The organism is Pseudomonas sp. IT-P74 (genome assembly GCF_949768175.1).
Taxonomy (GTDB): Bacteria; Pseudomonadota; Gammaproteobacteria; order Pseudomonadales; family Pseudomonadaceae; genus Aquipseudomonas.
This window is the reverse complement of the sequence record NZ_CATKQD010000033.1, coordinates 13,566-27,920: the sequence shown is the minus strand read 5'-3', so window position 1 is coordinate 27,920 and position 14,355 is coordinate 13,566. Positions and strand designations below refer to the sequence as shown.

The window sequence follows — 14,355 nt, the reverse complement described above, 5'->3', positions numbered from 1 at the left end:
CTCGAACCCTGTGGGAGCGGGCTTGCCCGCGATGGCGATAGTACAAACGCATACATTCTGGCGATTGACGGCTGTCCGTCAGCCGCTCAGTCTTCCTCCTCCATTTTTCTAGCGGAGACACTCGATGCCCTTCGTAACCCTGGACGGACAAGCCCTTCACTACATCGATCAAGGCACCGGCCCGGCGGTGCTGCTGGTCGGCAGCTATCTGTGGGACCAGGCCATGTGGGCGCCGCAGATTGCCGCGCTGTCGCAACAGTATCGTGTGATCGCCCTGGACCTGTGGGGGCACGGCCAATCCGGGCCGTTGCCTGTCGGTACGACATCGCTGGATGACCTGGCGCGTCAGGCATTGGCCTTGCTCGACCACCTGGACATCGAAAGGGTCACGCTGGCCGGTTTGTCGGTCGGTGGCATGTGGGGCGTGCGCCTGGCGCTGTCGGCAGCGCACCGGATCAATGGCCTGGTGTTGATGGACACCTACGTCGGCGCCGAACCGGAACCGACTCGCCAGTATTACTTTGCACTGTTGAAGCAGATCGAAGAGGCGGGTGTCATCACGCCAGCGCTGCTGGATGTCGTGGTGCCGATTTTCTTCCGGCCGGGCATTGATCCGCAGTCGGCGCTCTACCGGGATTTTCGCGCTTCTCTGGAGGCTCTACCCGCGGATCGCCTGCGTGAAAGCATCGTGCCGATGGGGCGGATTACGTTTGGGCGGGATGATCTGTTGCCACGACTGGGCGAACTGGACGCAGCGACCACACTGGTGATGTGCGGCGATCAGGACAAACCTCGACCACCGGGTGAAGCCCGTGAAATGGCTGAGCTGATTGGCTGCCCCTGGGTACTGGTGCCGCAGGCGGGGCATATTTCCAATCTGGAGAATCCTGGGTTTGTGACTGAAACCTTGCTGGCGTTTTTGACGGAGCAAAACTCGCGAAACGCTTGAATGCAAAATCATCAACAGCCTCGCTTTTACACTGATTCTGCGGTTTGCAGGGTTGTTGTAAAAGCGGGCCGATTTGGGCTGATATACCTGATACTCAAGATCTCGCTGTCCAACACCATTGGGTGTCACTCACGTCGATACCCAATGCGCTTAACTTTTCTGCTACGTATCTCAGGCAAGATCCTCCATCAGGCTTATAGTGGCCGGACGCATCGTTGATGTGAACGATCACATTTTTAATGGGGGTGGAATTTGTCTTCGACTCAACTTTGAATTCGCCCGCGCAAATCACGGGGCGACCGCTGCCAAGTTGACTGTGTCGTATGTAATTCTGAGTATCTGCGTGTTTCCAGCGCCGATAAATTATTGATCCTTCCGGTGTATACACCCAAGTATAACTATCATTGTCTGCATTGGGGTGCAGGATCTCGGTTTCTCGTGTTTTCAAAAGCTCGCCAATCAGTTTCCCGTCTATCATTCCGATTAGTTGGCCCACACCTTCAATTTTCGACGGATCGTAAGTGCGCCAGGATTTCAGATCGGCGATGTAGGGCAGCCATCTGACCGGATAGGTCTGGGCATTCAGATCGATAGGACGTTTATCAGTGTTTGACCATGCAGACCATTCGATCTGTCCGGCCCAGACCTGATGCAGGTGTGTTGAGTGATTCCCGAGCCATTGGTGGATTTTTCTGAAGGATGAATTACTGAAAATGCCATTTGCGGTCAGCGTCACGCTTCCTAGTTCCCAATCATCATTGTCCAGCGGATGATCTGTCGGAATTTGATAAATTCCCACATGGTTTATTTCGCTGATGTGTATGCTTGGTTTTCCAAATAATCTCAAAATATCAACTTCGATGGTGGTGTTGGATCCGGCTCTCGGGGCCTGTTTCAGCAGTTGCATGTTGGTTGTGTGGCCCATGCTTATATAAATGCTGTCGTCGGTGCCGGCCCAGTAATCGTTGTCGATGGCTATCGATACGGTGAGTTCGGTAACCATCGCGCTTGGTTCAAAGTTTCTGGTGAATTCGCTGACCATTTTATTCGTCCTTGAGTTATATCGAAGGTCTATCCATTGCCAAGATAAGACTATCTGATGGCTCTAAAGGTCAGCCAAGTGTTATTGTATTGCCTTTTGTTAGTCCAAGATGGATGTCGGATTATTATTTAGGCCCGAGAATCTTCGCCAACTTGTCCGGCGACGGCGCACCTTGCTGCTGTTGCAGATTACCCTTGTCGTCCATGTAGAAAATCGCCGGGGTCGCCTGCAGTTCCAGTTCTTCCATCAATTGCATGTTGGCTGCGAATTTTGCCTGAATCACCGGCGGCACTTCCTTCAAGGCCTTGAGCGCGCTGTCCTTGCCGGCCGCTTCGTGATCCTGCAGGGCTTTTTCCGGGTCTTTGGCGGCGAGCAGTGCGGCGGATTTCCCGGGGCTGTCCTCGCGGATGATGCCCACCATGATGTGGCGCAACTGCACCTTGCCGGCCTTGACCCACGGCCGGGCCTGCTCCCAGAACATGTTGCAGTACGGGCAGTTCGGGTCACTGAACAGGTACACCACGCGCGGCGCATCCTTCTTGCCGTCGCCGATCCAGTTGCTGGTTTCGAACTTGGCCCAGACTTCCTTGGCCATCGGGGCATACACCAGTTTCTGCAATGGCGCGCTGCTCAGGTCATTGCCCTGGGCGTCATACAGGTTGCCCAGCAACACGTGTTTGCCATCCGGGGTCAGGTACAGCGCCATGCCGCGGTTCTGGTATTGCGCGGCATAACCGCGCAAACCGTCGGGGGCGTCGAACTGACCGACGATTTTCGCGCCCTTGGCCTCGATTTTCTTGATCGCATCGGGCAACTCTTCGGCCTGCACCAATGGCAGGTGCAACAGGGCGGCACCGAGGCTCAGGGTCAGCAGGTGGCGGAGGCGGGACATGGCAATTTCCTTGAAGAGGTGGCGGGTACGGTGTCGAAGTTTTCCAGCGCGCGGGCCAGGCTGGCTTCCGACAACTCGCCCAGATGGCTGCCCAGCAGGCGACCCTCGGGGTTGTAGAACAGCGTAGTCGGTAACGCCATGGAACCGACGGCCTGACTCAGACGCCCGCTGCCGTCGAACAGCACGTTGGACAGGCTCAGGCCTTGGGTTTCCAGAAAGGTCGCGACGCTTTGCATGCTTTCCGCCTGATTGACGAACAGGAACGTCAGGTCCGGACGCTGTTGCTGGGCGTTTTCCAGCACCGGCATTTCCCGGCGGCACGGCGGGCACCAGGTAGCCCAGAGGTTGATCACCAATGGGCCGCCCTTGTAGTCGGCCAGTTGCACGGTTTCGCCGGCGGCGTTACGCAGGGTGATTTCCGGCAGGCGTGTGCCTTGTTCATAAATCGACAGGGAGAACGTCGCCAGCAGCCAGAACGCCAGGCCACTGGCCACGCCATAGCCCAATGGGCGACGCAGCCCCGGGCGACGCCAGCCGCGATACAGCGTGGCGAGCAAAACCACAATCACCCCCGGCCAGGCGAGAAAACCGCCATCGCGCAGGTCGATGACCTGCCACGGATCGTTGCGATAGTGCACCCAATAGGCCACCACGAAACTGATTCGGGCCGCCAGCATGCCCAGCAGGAACAGACTGAACAGTACCGATTCGGGGTTTTCACCACCACGCTTGGCGACCCGCCAGCCGACAAAGGTGGCCAGCGCCAGCGCACTGATCAGCAGCAGGTGATTAAGCGCGATGGCAAAGGTGCCGAGGGTGAAGGTCAGCATTAACGAGCGTCTCGGGTGGCGGTCCAGCGTTGCAGGAAAGTATCGGCATCGACCTCGCCGGTGATGCGCTGGCTGCGCCGCTCTTCACCGTCAACGCCAATCCACAGCAGGCTCGGTGGCCCTGGCACTTTGTAACGGCCAAGCAGTTCGCGGCTGGCGGCATTGTCGGCGGTGACGTCCAGTCGGAGCAAGCGCACATCACTCAAGGCTTCGAGGACACGGGTTTTGCCGAAGACCTGTTTTTCCATGACCTTGCACGACACGCACCAGTCGGCGTAGTAGTCCAATAGCACCCACTGGCCCTGAGCCTGGGCAGTGTCGAGTTCCCGTTGCAGTGCCTGCGGATCCTTGAGAGTGGTGAAGGCATCGTGGCCAACCGGCACGGCGGTCACCGCCTGGTCCGAGGCGCGGAAGACCTGCAATGGATTGAACGGATCATCACTGCCGCCGGCCGCCCCGATCACCAGCAGGCCACCCCACAAACCCAGCAACAACGAACTGGCGCCAAACAGGTGTGCGATACGGCCAAAACCTTCCGACTGTTTCCAGGCGCTGTAGGCCGCGATCAACAGCAGCGCACCGCACAAGCCGACCCACAGGGATTCGTCGAGCACCGGGCGTAGCATCAACAATGCGGTGGCGAGGAACAGGAAGCCGAAAATGCCTTTGACCAGGTTCATCCAGGCACCGGGTTTGGGCATGAAGCGATTGCCGACGGTCACCAGCAGCAACAGTGGCACACCGATGCCGATGCCCATGGCGAACAGGATCAGCCCGCCATGCAACGCGTTACCGCTTTGCGCGATGTAGAGCAGGGCGCCGGCCAGCGGTGCGGTCATGCATGGGCCGACCAGCAGACCAGACAGCGCCCCCAGCACGCCGGCGCCGATCAGGTTGCCGCCACGTTGATTGCGTGAGACGTTTTCCAGGCGATCACGCACGGCCACTGGCAGCTGCAGTTCGAAGAAGCCGAACATCGGCAGCGCCAGCAGCACGAAAATCGCCGCGAAACTCCCCAGCAGCCAGGGGTTCTGCAACCAGGCTTGCAGGTTGGCCCCGAGGGAGGCGGCCAGGACACCCATCGCCGCATACACCAGCGCCATGCTGATCACGTAACTGCTGGCCAGGGCCAATCCACGTCTGGGCGTGGCGCCGCTGCCGACGATCAACCCGGCCAGGATCGGCAGCATCGGCAATGAACAAGGCGTGAAGGCCAGCAACAGGCCCAGGCCGAAGAACAGCAAAAGGCTCCAGCCCAGCGCCCGTTGCTGCAGGCTACTGGCCAGTGCCTGATCCGGTGCTTCATTGGCCACACTCTGCGTATTGGCGTTACCCAGGTCCACGACCCGGGTTTGCGGCGGATAACACAAGCCGGCATCGGCGCAGCCCTGGTAACTGACCTTGACCTGGCCGCTGGCCCCCGCCGGAATCTTCAATTCCAGGCCCTGACGGTAGACTTGCTGCTCGCCGAAAAACTCGTCGCTGTGGGTTTCACCTTCCGGCAACGCGGGATGCTGCGCGACGGGCAGTCCGTCGAACTTCAAGCGTTTCTGGTACAGGTAATAGCCGTCGGTGATCTGCCAATAGAGCTGGGTTTCACCGGAATCCAGACGTTCAGAGGTAAACGTGAAGGCTTTATCAACCGGGAGAAATTCAGGTTTGGTGTCGAACGGACTGGTTCCCGCCTGGGCCAGGCCCGCGATCATTAGGGTAAAAAGTAAAAACAGACGACGCATGGATAAGCCTTTGCCCTGTGCTAATGAGGTGCACGGTGGCGGGTGGCGATTAACCGATGATTAACCCCATCCGTTGTGGGATTAAAAATGCGTCGTTTGATTCCGGCTTTTCAGACAGTTGATCGATGACGGGTACCCGAATCATGTGGGCGCGGATGCCTATTTTACAATTAGTCCTGGCCACGACTCTTCATCGATCGCGATCGGATCCGATATGCTCCGTTTATTTACGTCAAATCTCAGATATTCATTTTTGGTCAGGAAGATATAAAAAAATGTGTCAAGTAGTGGGTGGTCGTTAAGTACTGTCGTTATCATGCGATCTTTATATTGCTCAAGTTTGCTCCACATCGAGCCTTTGAGCGGGTTTAATTTCGATGCTTTTTTTAACCACGGATTGTAGATGAAGTAGTTTCCGTCATTCAGCAGTATGTGGAAAGTGTGCTTGATTTCCGCCTTTTCATCCCACATGACACCAATAATTTTGTCGAAGTAAGGTAGTAGTGGCGACCAGTCAGTTTCTGAAATGTTTTTTTTGAACTTTACTTTGTCGTTGTGTTGATCGTACTTGCATACCATCGGTTTATTGCCATCGTAATAGAAAAACCAAGTCATATCACTTTCGAATTCGAGATTCCAGTTACGGCCCGAAGTGTTAAACCCGAAGCACAGGTCTTTCACATGTTGGTCGAAGTCGTCCCAGTGCGAGACTACAGAGGCGGGGTGATTGTCCGCGACCTTGTTGTCCCCCAAGTTGAAGCGAGAGTAGGTGTTCGTGTCCTTGAAGAAAAAGTAAATGCGATCGGGTCCGCTGCGGTGGTCGGTAGCTACAAAATTTTTAAGTTCTGGCATGATCTGATTCCTTTCAGAATGTTTAAGTGGTGAAGTACTTCGAGATGTGCTGTTTTCGGTCTTCGAAGTTGGGGCGAGATTATCGTTTTTGCTAGAGTAAGTTGAAGGTGTTTTTATCGGCTTTATATTTCCATGCTAGTTGAGGTCATCAAACTTGCGTGTTCCTGTAAACACGCGTGTCGGGCGCGACGGATGGGCTGGAGCTTTTTCGTGCTGTTCGTCAGTCGGTCCCCTTGTCATAATTGCGCCTTAATCCACAGGTGTTTGACTCTGGTTTTTACTTTTGGAGCGCCCATGCACGTACTGGTTTGCGAAGACGATGAACTGATCGCCAGCGGTATCGTCGCCGGCCTGACTGCCCAGGGCCTGACCGTGGAACATGTGGCCACGGCGTCAGCAGCCCGGGCGATGCTCAAGGTGGCGGAGTTCGACGTCATGGTGCTCGATCTTGGCTTGCCCGACGAAGATGGCCTCAAGTTGTTGCAGCAGTTGCGCCATAACGGTCTGGAACTGCCGGTGCTGATCCTCACGGCCCGTGACTCGGTCACCGATCGCGTCGATGGCCTGCAGGCCGGCGCCGACGACTATCTGCTCAAGCCGTTCGATCTGCGCGAACTCGCTGCACGCTTGCACACGCTGTTGCGGCGGGTGGCGGGGCGCAGCGTCAACCTGATCGAACACGGCGCCCTGACCTACGACCCGAGCAGCCGCGAAACCACGCTCGCGGGGCTGCCGGTGGACTTGTCGCGCCGCGAACAGGCGCTGCTGCAAGCCTTGTTACACAACCGTGGGCGGGTGTTGTCCACCGAGCAGCTCAAGGACAGCGTCTATGGCTTCAACGACGAGTTGGAGAGTAATGCCCTCAACGTCCATATCCATCACCTGCGGCGTAAACTTGGCAATGGTATTGTCGAGACGGTGCGCGGCCTGGGCTATCGCCTGGGGCCGGCTGATGGCGGAGAAGAATCGAAGTGATGAGTCTGCGTTTGCGCCTGAGCCTGACGCTCGGCGCCGCATTTGCCTTGATCTGGGCCCTGGCCGCGGCCTGGATGCTCAGCGATTTGCGCAATCAAATGATGTTTTCCCTCGACCAGCGCCTGGTGGCATCGGCACGCATGGTTGCCGGCCTGATGGAGCAACTGCCGCCCGTGCCGAGCAAGGGCGAGGGCACTCATTTCAGCGCCGAACAACTGAACATTCCGGGCGGCATGGCCTGTCAGGTCAGCTCGTTGCGCGGTGAAATCCTCGCTCGCAGTCACACCGAGCCGCAGCAGACTCTGGAGGCCGAGAAACTCGGTTTTCACGATCAGATGATCGACGGCGCGCCGTGGCGCAGTTTCACACTGGCCCGGGGTGATTTGCGCATCACCACCGCCGACCGGCAGATCGAGCGCGAGGCGTTGAACATGTCGATCCTGCTGGCCGCTTCAGTGCCGGTGGGTGTGGCGCTGCTCGGTTGCCTGTGTTTGCTCTGGCTGGGTATCGGTCAGGGGCTGGCGCCGCTCAACCGCATGCGCGACGCCTTGATGCGCCGCAGCGCCGACTCCCTCGAACCCTTGCAGATCCAGCCGCTGCCCAGCGAGCTGCAACCCTTGCTGGAAACCCAGAACCAGTTGCTCCAGCGCATCGGCAAGACCATCGAGCGCGAACGTCGCCTGACCGGAGACGCGGCCCACGAACTGCGCAGCCCGCTGACCGCGATCAAGACCCACCTGCAAGTGGCGCGGATGACTGACGGCAGCGCCCGGGATCAGTCCCTGGCCCGGGCCGAAGAGGGGGCGGACCGCATGCACCGGACCCTCGAACAATTGCTGTTGCTGGCGCGGGTCGAGGGCAGTCTGTCGTTTGACGACGGTGTGCAATGCAACGCCGAGCAAGTGGCGAAACTGGCGATTCAGGACGCGGCGAGCGGCGATCGCCAGCGCATCAGGTTTCAGGCGCCGGGCAAGGTTTCCGCCGCGCCGGTACAAATGCCCGCTGTGCTGTCGATTGCCGCGCTGCGCAACTTGCTCGACAACGCACTGCGCCATACCCCTGCCGACAAAACGGTGGAGTTGAGCCTGGAAACCACCGGCGATCGTGTGCAGTTCGTGGTGCGCGACCATGGGCCGGGGATCGCCGAAGAAGACCTGCAACACCTGACCCAGCGTTTCTGGCGCAACGGCCAGAGCACCGGTTGTGGTCTGGGGCTGGCGATTGTCCAGGCCATCGTTCAGCGTTGCGGTTGCACCCTGCATTTCGATAGCCGGCCGGACGGCTTGCGGGTTGAGCTGACGATGCCGCTGCAACCGGTCTGAAAATCACCACATACCACTGTAGGAGCGAGCTCTGCTCGCGATGGTCGATAACGATAACGCGTGCTTTCTGAATGCACGCGGTGTTCTTGAGTCCATCGCGAGCAGAGCTCGCTCCTACCGAGGTTTGCGTGTTACCGCCTAAATCCTTCCAGCGCTGATGCGTTTCCAGAACAGGAAAACCTGACAAGTGCGCCCCGTGACCGGAACGCGCACCTGCCCGGTGTGCAGTTTTGGTCACTATTCACAGCGTATTGAGGGGTCGAGAGATGTCAGTCGCTACCAGCCTTATCGAAGAGCAGCCGGCGACGTCCGCCGAGACGCTTTATCAATTCAACGAATCGCCGCTGCTCGCCCGTCAGAGCCGGCAGGAATCCAACGCCCGCAGCTATCCACGGCGCATTCCCCTGGCACTCAAGCGCGCCAAGGGCCTGTATGTCGAAGACGTCGAAGGCCGCACCTTCATCGATTGCCTGGCCGGCGCCGGAACCCTGGCCCTGGGGCACAACCACCCGGTGGTGATCGAAGCCATTCAGCAAGTGCTGGCCGATGAACTGCCGCTGCATACCCTGGACCTGACCACCCCGGTCAAGGACCGGTTTGTCCAGGATCTGTTCGGTCTGCTGCCACCAGCCCTCGCCGCTGAAGCGAAGATCCAGTTCTGCGGCCCGACCGGCACCGACGCGGTGGAAGCGGCACTGAAGCTGGTGCGCACCGCCACTGGTCGCAGCACCGTGCTGTCGTTCCAGGGGGGCTACCACGGCATGAGTCAGGGCGCGTTGAGCCTGATGGGCAGCCTGGGGCCGAAAAAGCCCCTGGGCGCCTTGCTCGGCAGTGGCGTGCAGTTCATGCCGTACCCTTACGATTACCGCTGCCCGTTCGGGCTTGGCGGCGCGCAAGGGGTCAAGGCCAACCTGAGTTATCTGGAAAACCTGCTCAACGATCCCGAGGCCGGCGTGCAATTGCCGGCGGCGGTGATTGTGGAAGTGGTGCAAGGCGAGGGCGGGGTGATCCCGGCGGATCTGGACTGGTTGCGCGGTGTGCGGCGGATCACCGAAGCGGCGGGTGTCGCGCTGATCGTCGATGAAATCCAGAGTGGCTTCGCCCGCACCGGCAAAATGTTCGCCTTCGAGCACGCCGGGATCATTCCCGATGTCGTGGTGATGTCCAAGGCCATCGGTGGCAGCCTGCCGCTGGCGGTGGTGGTCTATCGCGACTGGCTCGACACCTGGCTGCCGGGTGCCCATGCCGGGACGTTCCGTGGCAATCAGATGGCCATGGCCGCCGGGTCCGCAGTGATGCGTTATCTGGTCGAACACAAGGTCTGTGAGCATGCCGCCGCGATGGGCGAGCGACTGGCCGAGCACCTGCGCATCCTGCAGCGGGATTTCCCGCAACTGGGCGACATTCGCGGGCGTGGCTTGATGCTCGGCGTCGAACTGGTCGACCCGACAGGCGCACTGGATGCCCAAGGCCATCCGCCGGCCTTCGCCCGCCTGGCACCCCTGGTGCAGCGCGAATGCCTCAAGCGTGGCTTGATTCTGGAACTCGGTGGCCGCCATGGCGCGGTGGTGCGTTTCCTGCCGCCGCTGGTGATTACTGCCGTGCAGATCGATCGCGTGGCCGAAATCTTCGGCCAGGCCCTGACCGCCGCCACCACCAGTCTTTAAATTTTCCGCCCTGCGGACCGTTCCTTCTACATAACGGCTGTGCACACAGCGCAGCCCACCCGATAACGATGGAGAGACACCATGACGTCAGTATTCGACCGCGAGGACATCCTCTTTCAGGTCGTGGTCAACCACGAAGAACAGTACTCGATCTGGCCCGACTACAAAGCCGTGCCACAAGGCTGGCGCACCGTGGGCAAAAGCGGGCTGAAAAAGGAATGCCTGGCCTACATCGAAGAAACCTGGACCGACATGCGCCCGTTGAGCCTGCGGCAGAAAATGGACGAGCAGGCGGCTGTGGCGCACTGATTGGTCATGCAAAAAGAAGCCCGCTGGACTGGTAACGGTCAGCGGGCTTTTTCAGGTCTTGTGTCGCCTATCAGGCCGCTATCGCGAGCAGGCTCGCTCCTACATTTGATCTCGGATTTGCACAAGTTCGGTGTCCACTGAAAATCCCCTGTAGGAGCGAGCCTGCTCGCGATAACTCAGCTACACACCACTCAGTCCCTTGATCAGCAAATCCACATTCCCCTCCAGTTCCGCCACCGGATCCTCGGCATCGGTACTCAACACCACCAACCGGCTACCCGACCCGGCAATCACCGCTTTCAGCGCATCCGACGGCTGCCGGTGATGCAGCACCACCGCCACGTCATTGTCCTTGAGGGTTGTGCCCAACAGTTTTAGCGCCTCCGGTGTCCACTCGGCATCGGTGCGTGCGTCCATGCCGATCAATTCCAGATTGAGGCCGCCAATCAGGTAGCCAAAATGATCGCTCAGGCTCATCACGCTGAGGTTGTCCGCATTGGCCAGCCGCGCCTCGCTGGCGGCACTGAGCTTGAGCAAACGCTGTTTCAACGCTGCCAGGTTGGCTTCGATTTTCGGCTTGGCCTCGGGCGCCAGGCGTACCAGGTCCGCCGCCATCACATCGGCCATGCGCCCCATGTTATTGCTGGAGAACCACGGTTGACTGTTCAACCCGTCGATCTTGTTACCGGGTTGCACGGCAATACCGGGCAGGGCGCCGTCCACCGGGCGGGCAGCGTCGACTTCGACGATGCGGATATTGCTGCGCCGGGAGATCGGGTACAGCGGGTCATCCGGCCACAGTGAGCGCAGGCCGATCACCGCATCGGCACTGTCCGCCAGCTTGGCCAACGCCGGGGCGCCACGGCCGGTGAAGTAGGCGGTCTGGCGGCTGCCGGGCAGGTTGGCCGGGGCTGCGCGTTCGAGGCTGACATCGGTGCCCTTGAGCAAAACTTCACCCAGCCCATAGGTAATCGGCAAGGAGGCCAGCACCCGCAGCGGTTTGCTGTTGTCGGCGGCGATGGCCGTTGTCGCCAGCCCACACAGAGCAACGGCGAGGGTCAGTTGACGCAGTGAAAAAGTCATTTATCCAAGGTTCCCTTTAAGGCTGGGGACGACGCCGCGCGCGAGGGCGGCCAGGGCGAAGGCGATACCGGCCACGAGGATGATCGCGGCACCGGACGGGATCGGCAGGTCGAAGATGATCGGCGCGAGAATCCCGCACAGGGTGCTGACCGTGGCGATCAGCACCGAACACCAGAAAAAGCCCTTCAGCGATTGGCTGAGCAGGCGTGCCGCGGCGGCCGGAATCACCAGCAGGGCGCCCACCAGAATTGCACCGATGACCTTCACGGCGGCGACGGTGATCAGCGTCACCAGAATCACGAACAGGTAATCCAGGGTTTTCACCGCCACCCCGCGCACCGCGGCCAGTTGCGGGTTGAAACTGGCGAGCATGATGCGGTTGTACAAAGGCAAGGCCAGGGCCATGACCAGCGAACCGACGATGGCCAGCACCAACAGGTCATTGCCGTTGACCGTCAGCACCGAGCCGAACAGCACGTTTTCCAGGATGTGCACGTTGATCTTGCCCGCCAGAATCAGCAGCAGGCTCGCGCCCAGGGCGAGCGACACCGAGAGAAACACACCGATCAAGGTGTCCGGCGCCAGGCCGGTGCGGTTGCGCAGGTAATTGAGCAGGATGCCGAACAACAGGCAGTAGCCGAACAGGCTGCCGTAAGGTCCGGTGTAGGGTTCGCCGAGCAGGATGCCGATGGCCACGCCGGTCAACGCGGCATGACCGACCGCCTCGGAGAAAAACGCGAAGCGCTTGACCACCACCAGCGTGCCCAGGCCGCCCAGCACCGGGCCGATCAGCAGCCCGGCGATCAAGGCGTTGACCACGAACCCATAGGCCAGCGCCTCGGGCAGATAACCCGACGACGCCCAGCCCTGGACCATCAGGCGAAAAGCTTCGTAACTCATCAGGCAAGGCTCCGTGGGTGCGTCGAGAACAGCGTCAACAGGCGCTCCGGTGTCAGCGCCTGTTGCGGCGTGGTGTCGAACAACACCCGGCGATTGAGCCCGGTGACGTGATCGGCCAGGCGCCCGACCGCTTCCAGATCGTGCTCGATCCACAGCACGGTGATGTCCGCCGCTCGCCAGTCGCCGAGCAAGCGTTCGAATACCCGGATGCCGGCTTCATCGAGGGCCGACATCGGCTCATCGAGCACCAGCAATTGCGGAGACGGAATCAGTCCCTGGGCCAGCAACACCCGTTGCCGTTCGCCGCCGGACAGCGCGCCCATGCGGCGTTTGCGCTTGTCCTGCATGCCGACCCGCTCCAGCGCCTCGCCAATCGCCGCCGCGTAGTGTTTGCTCAAACCGAGAAAGGCCGGGCGACGCTGGCACATGGCAGCCATGAAATCGTCGACGGTCATCGGCAAGCCCCGGTCGAACTCCAGCGCCTGTGGCACATAACCGATGGTCCCAGGCACCGCAGGCCATTGCAGGCTCAAGCGGCCCTGATGCGGCATCTGCCCGAGCAGGGTCTTGATCAGCGAACTCTTGCCACCGCCGTTGGGGCCGACCAGTGCGTGCACGGCGCCGGGGCGGACCTGGAAGGTCACCTTGTCGAGGATCGTCGTGCGCCCCAGCGTCAGGCTGATGTCAGCAAAATCCAGCGTCGGCCCCGCCCCCTGTAGGAGCGAGCCTGCTCGCGATTGCGCTGTGTCATTCAAGGAAGATGTTGGCTGGTCGGACGCCTTCGCCAGCAGGCTGGCTCCCGCAGGGTTTTCGGCGTCTCGGGCGATTAGTGTTTCTTTTGAAGTCATGCGCCCGACTCCTGAATCGCCCGCACCACGGTGTCGAGGTTGCCGGTCATTTCCTTTTCGTACTTGTCGGCGGTGTATTCGCCGTAGGAAATGTGCGACAGCGGATACAGCTTCACCCCGGATTCGCGTTGGATGGTGTCGACGTAAGTGGAAGGAAAGTCCATCTCCGAGAAGATCACCTTCACGTCCAGCTCACGCAGTTGATCGATGGTTTTTTTCAGCTGGCTCGGGCTCGGCTCGATGCCATGGGCCGGTTCGACCACGGCCGTCACTTCCAGGCCGAATTCGCGCAGCAGGTAGTCGTAGGCGGCATGCACCGTGGCCACCCGCAGTTCGGCGTTCGGTGCCTGGGTCAGTTTGGCCAGGGCGTCGGCGCGCATCTTGCGCAGGCGCTTGCCGTAGGCGCGGGCGTTCTCGGTATAGGTCTTGGCATTGACCGGGTCGAGCTTGCCCAGCTCCCGGGCGATGTTGTTGACCTGGGCGATGGAGGCGCTGATCGACAGGAACGTGTGGGGGTTCACCACTTTACCGGCGCCGCGTGCGGCCACGCCGGTGGCGGCCAGCAGCGGTACGTTTTCGTTGGCTTCGATCACCGGGACCTTTGGGGTTTCGCTGGCGGCGATCATGCGATCGGCGAAATCATCATGACCGACGCCATTGAGCACGATCACGTCCAGCCCGCTGATGCGCTTGATGTCTTCGGCGCGGGGTTCGTAGGCATGCGGGTTGAAACCGGCCGGAATCAGCGGCACCACCTCAGCCTTGTCGCCGACGATGTTCGCCACGTAGCTGTAGTAAGGGTGCAGGGTGATGCCGATGCGCAGACGCTTGACTTCATCAGCGCTGGCCAGTGAGGGCAGCAGGCAGGCGAGCAAGCCGACCAGCAGCAGGCGTAAAAAACAACGGTGAGATGAATTGGGCATGGGAAAGCGGTCTTCTCTCGGAAAAAG

The 14,355-nt window shown here is 60.0% G+C and carries 14 protein-coding genes; 5 read left to right on the top strand and 9 right to left on the bottom strand.

Annotated features, from left to right (window positions below):
* Positions 1-124 precede the first annotated feature (124 nt).
* Positions 125-949: an alpha/beta fold hydrolase gene (locus tag ACM6J5_RS16490; RefSeq protein ID WP_414928982.1), complete on the top strand. Its 825-nt coding sequence runs from the start codon at positions 125-127 to the stop codon at positions 947-949.
* Positions 950-1,043: 94 nt separating this feature from the next.
* Here the strand turns inward: ACM6J5_RS16490 and ACM6J5_RS16485 are convergent, their stop codons facing one another.
* From ACM6J5_RS16485 to ACM6J5_RS16465, 5 genes are all read right to left on the bottom strand, one after another.
* Positions 1,044-1,991 (bottom strand): hypothetical protein, encoded by a 948-nt coding sequence (locus tag ACM6J5_RS16485; RefSeq protein WP_095945839.1) that lies wholly within the window; start codon positions 1,989-1,991, stop codon positions 1,044-1,046.
* A 124-nt stretch (positions 1,992-2,115) separates the two neighbouring features.
* Positions 2,116-2,883, bottom strand: a complete 768-nt coding sequence (gene dsbG, locus ACM6J5_RS16480; RefSeq protein WP_095945838.1) for a thiol:disulfide interchange protein DsbG — start codon at positions 2,881-2,883, stop codon at positions 2,116-2,118.
* Positions 2,859-3,713 carry a TlpA disulfide reductase family protein gene (locus ACM6J5_RS16475; protein WP_095945837.1) on the bottom strand — a complete coding sequence of 285 codons (855 nt, stop codon included), beginning with the start codon at positions 3,711-3,713 and terminating at the stop codon, positions 2,859-2,861. The genes dsbG and ACM6J5_RS16475 overlap by 25 nt, the downstream gene beginning before the upstream one ends.
* A complete protein-coding gene (dsbD, locus tag ACM6J5_RS16470) occupies positions 3,713-5,449 on the bottom strand; it encodes a protein-disulfide reductase DsbD (protein ID WP_150673614.1) in 1,737 nt (578 codons plus the stop codon). Before dsbD ends, ACM6J5_RS16475 begins: the two co-directional genes overlap by 1 nt.
* 159 nt (positions 5,450-5,608) lie before the next feature.
* A complete protein-coding gene (locus tag ACM6J5_RS16465; protein ID WP_414928981.1) occupies positions 5,609-6,301 on the bottom strand; it encodes a hypothetical protein in 693 nt (230 codons plus the stop codon).
* 294 nt (positions 6,302-6,595) lie between these two features.
* Between ACM6J5_RS16465 and ACM6J5_RS16460 the strand changes: the two genes are divergently transcribed.
* From ACM6J5_RS16460 to ACM6J5_RS16445, 4 genes are all read left to right on the top strand, one after another.
* A complete protein-coding gene (locus ACM6J5_RS16460; RefSeq protein ID WP_095945834.1) occupies positions 6,596-7,276 on the top strand; it encodes a response regulator in 681 nt (226 codons plus the stop codon).
* Positions 7,273-8,598 (top strand): ATP-binding protein, encoded by a 1,326-nt coding sequence (locus ACM6J5_RS16455; RefSeq protein ID WP_095945833.1) that lies wholly within the window; start codon positions 7,273-7,275, stop codon positions 8,596-8,598. Before ACM6J5_RS16460 ends, ACM6J5_RS16455 begins: the two co-directional genes overlap by 4 nt.
* Positions 8,599-8,864: 266 nt before the next feature.
* Positions 8,865-10,265, top strand: coding sequence for an aspartate aminotransferase family protein (locus tag ACM6J5_RS16450; RefSeq protein ID WP_095945832.1), 1,401 nt, complete (start codon positions 8,865-8,867; stop codon positions 10,263-10,265).
* An 81-nt stretch (positions 10,266-10,346) separates the two neighbouring features.
* Positions 10,347-10,574: an MbtH family protein gene (locus tag ACM6J5_RS16445; protein WP_057713869.1), complete on the top strand. Its 228-nt coding sequence runs from the start codon at positions 10,347-10,349 to the stop codon at positions 10,572-10,574.
* Positions 10,575-10,754: 180 nt separating this feature from the next.
* Here the strand turns inward: ACM6J5_RS16445 and ACM6J5_RS16440 are convergent, their stop codons facing one another.
* From ACM6J5_RS16440 to ACM6J5_RS16425, 4 genes are read right to left on the bottom strand one after another with little or no spacing between them, the layout of a single operon-like run.
* Positions 10,755-11,657 (bottom strand): metal ABC transporter substrate-binding protein, encoded by a 903-nt coding sequence (locus tag ACM6J5_RS16440; RefSeq protein WP_414928980.1) that lies wholly within the window; start codon positions 11,655-11,657, stop codon positions 10,755-10,757.
* Positions 11,658-12,557, bottom strand: a complete 900-nt coding sequence (locus tag ACM6J5_RS16435) for a metal ABC transporter permease (protein ID WP_095945830.1) — start codon at positions 12,555-12,557, stop codon at positions 11,658-11,660.
* The gene (locus ACM6J5_RS16430) at positions 12,557-13,405 is read right to left on the bottom strand and encodes a metal ABC transporter ATP-binding protein (RefSeq protein WP_414928979.1); all 849 of its coding nucleotides are present in this window, start codon (positions 13,403-13,405) and stop codon (positions 12,557-12,559) included. The genes ACM6J5_RS16435 and ACM6J5_RS16430 overlap by 1 nt, the downstream gene beginning before the upstream one ends.
* Entirely contained in the window at positions 13,402-14,328 is a 927-nt protein-coding gene (locus ACM6J5_RS16425; protein WP_095945828.1) for a metal ABC transporter substrate-binding protein, read from the bottom strand. Before ACM6J5_RS16425 ends, ACM6J5_RS16430 begins: the two co-directional genes overlap by 4 nt.
* Positions 14,329-14,355: the final 27 nt, after the last annotated feature.

What these genes read in the sequence shown, in the direction of transcription:
- ACM6J5_RS16445 (WP_057713869.1), top strand. Translation starts at nt 10,347, where the DNA reads ATGACGTCAGTATTCGACCGCGAGGACATCCTCTTTCAGGTCGTGGTC.
- dsbG (WP_095945838.1), bottom strand. Translation starts at nt 2,883, where the DNA reads ATGTCCCGCCTCCGCCACCTGCTGACCCTGAGCCTCGGTGCCGCCCTG.
- ACM6J5_RS16485 (WP_095945839.1), bottom strand. Translation starts at nt 1,991, where the DNA reads ATGGTCAGCGAATTCACCAGAAACTTTGAACCAAGCGCGATGGTTACC.
- ACM6J5_RS16475 (WP_095945837.1), bottom strand. Translation starts at nt 3,713, where the DNA reads ATGCTGACCTTCACCCTCGGCACCTTTGCCATCGCGCTTAATCACCTG.
- ACM6J5_RS16435 (WP_095945830.1), bottom strand. Translation starts at nt 12,557, where the DNA reads ATGAGTTACGAAGCTTTTCGCCTGATGGTCCAGGGCTGGGCGTCGTCG.
- ACM6J5_RS16440 (WP_414928980.1), bottom strand. Translation starts at nt 11,657, where the DNA reads ATGACTTTTTCACTGCGTCAACTGACCCTCGCCGTTGCTCTGTGTGGG.
- ACM6J5_RS16430 (WP_414928979.1), bottom strand. Translation starts at nt 13,405, where the DNA reads ATGACTTCAAAAGAAACACTAATCGCCCGAGACGCCGAAAACCCTGCG.
- ACM6J5_RS16460 (WP_095945834.1), top strand. Translation starts at nt 6,596, where the DNA reads ATGCACGTACTGGTTTGCGAAGACGATGAACTGATCGCCAGCGGTATC.
- ACM6J5_RS16465 (WP_414928981.1), bottom strand. Translation starts at nt 6,301, where the DNA reads ATGCCAGAACTTAAAAATTTTGTAGCTACCGACCACCGCAGCGGACCC.
- ACM6J5_RS16490 (WP_414928982.1), top strand. Translation starts at nt 125, where the DNA reads ATGCCCTTCGTAACCCTGGACGGACAAGCCCTTCACTACATCGATCAA.
- dsbD (WP_150673614.1), bottom strand. Translation starts at nt 5,449, where the DNA reads ATGCGTCGTCTGTTTTTACTTTTTACCCTAATGATCGCGGGCCTGGCC.
- ACM6J5_RS16450 (WP_095945832.1), top strand. Translation starts at nt 8,865, where the DNA reads ATGTCAGTCGCTACCAGCCTTATCGAAGAGCAGCCGGCGACGTCCGCC.
- ACM6J5_RS16425 (WP_095945828.1), bottom strand. Translation starts at nt 14,328, where the DNA reads ATGCCCAATTCATCTCACCGTTGTTTTTTACGCCTGCTGCTGGTCGGC.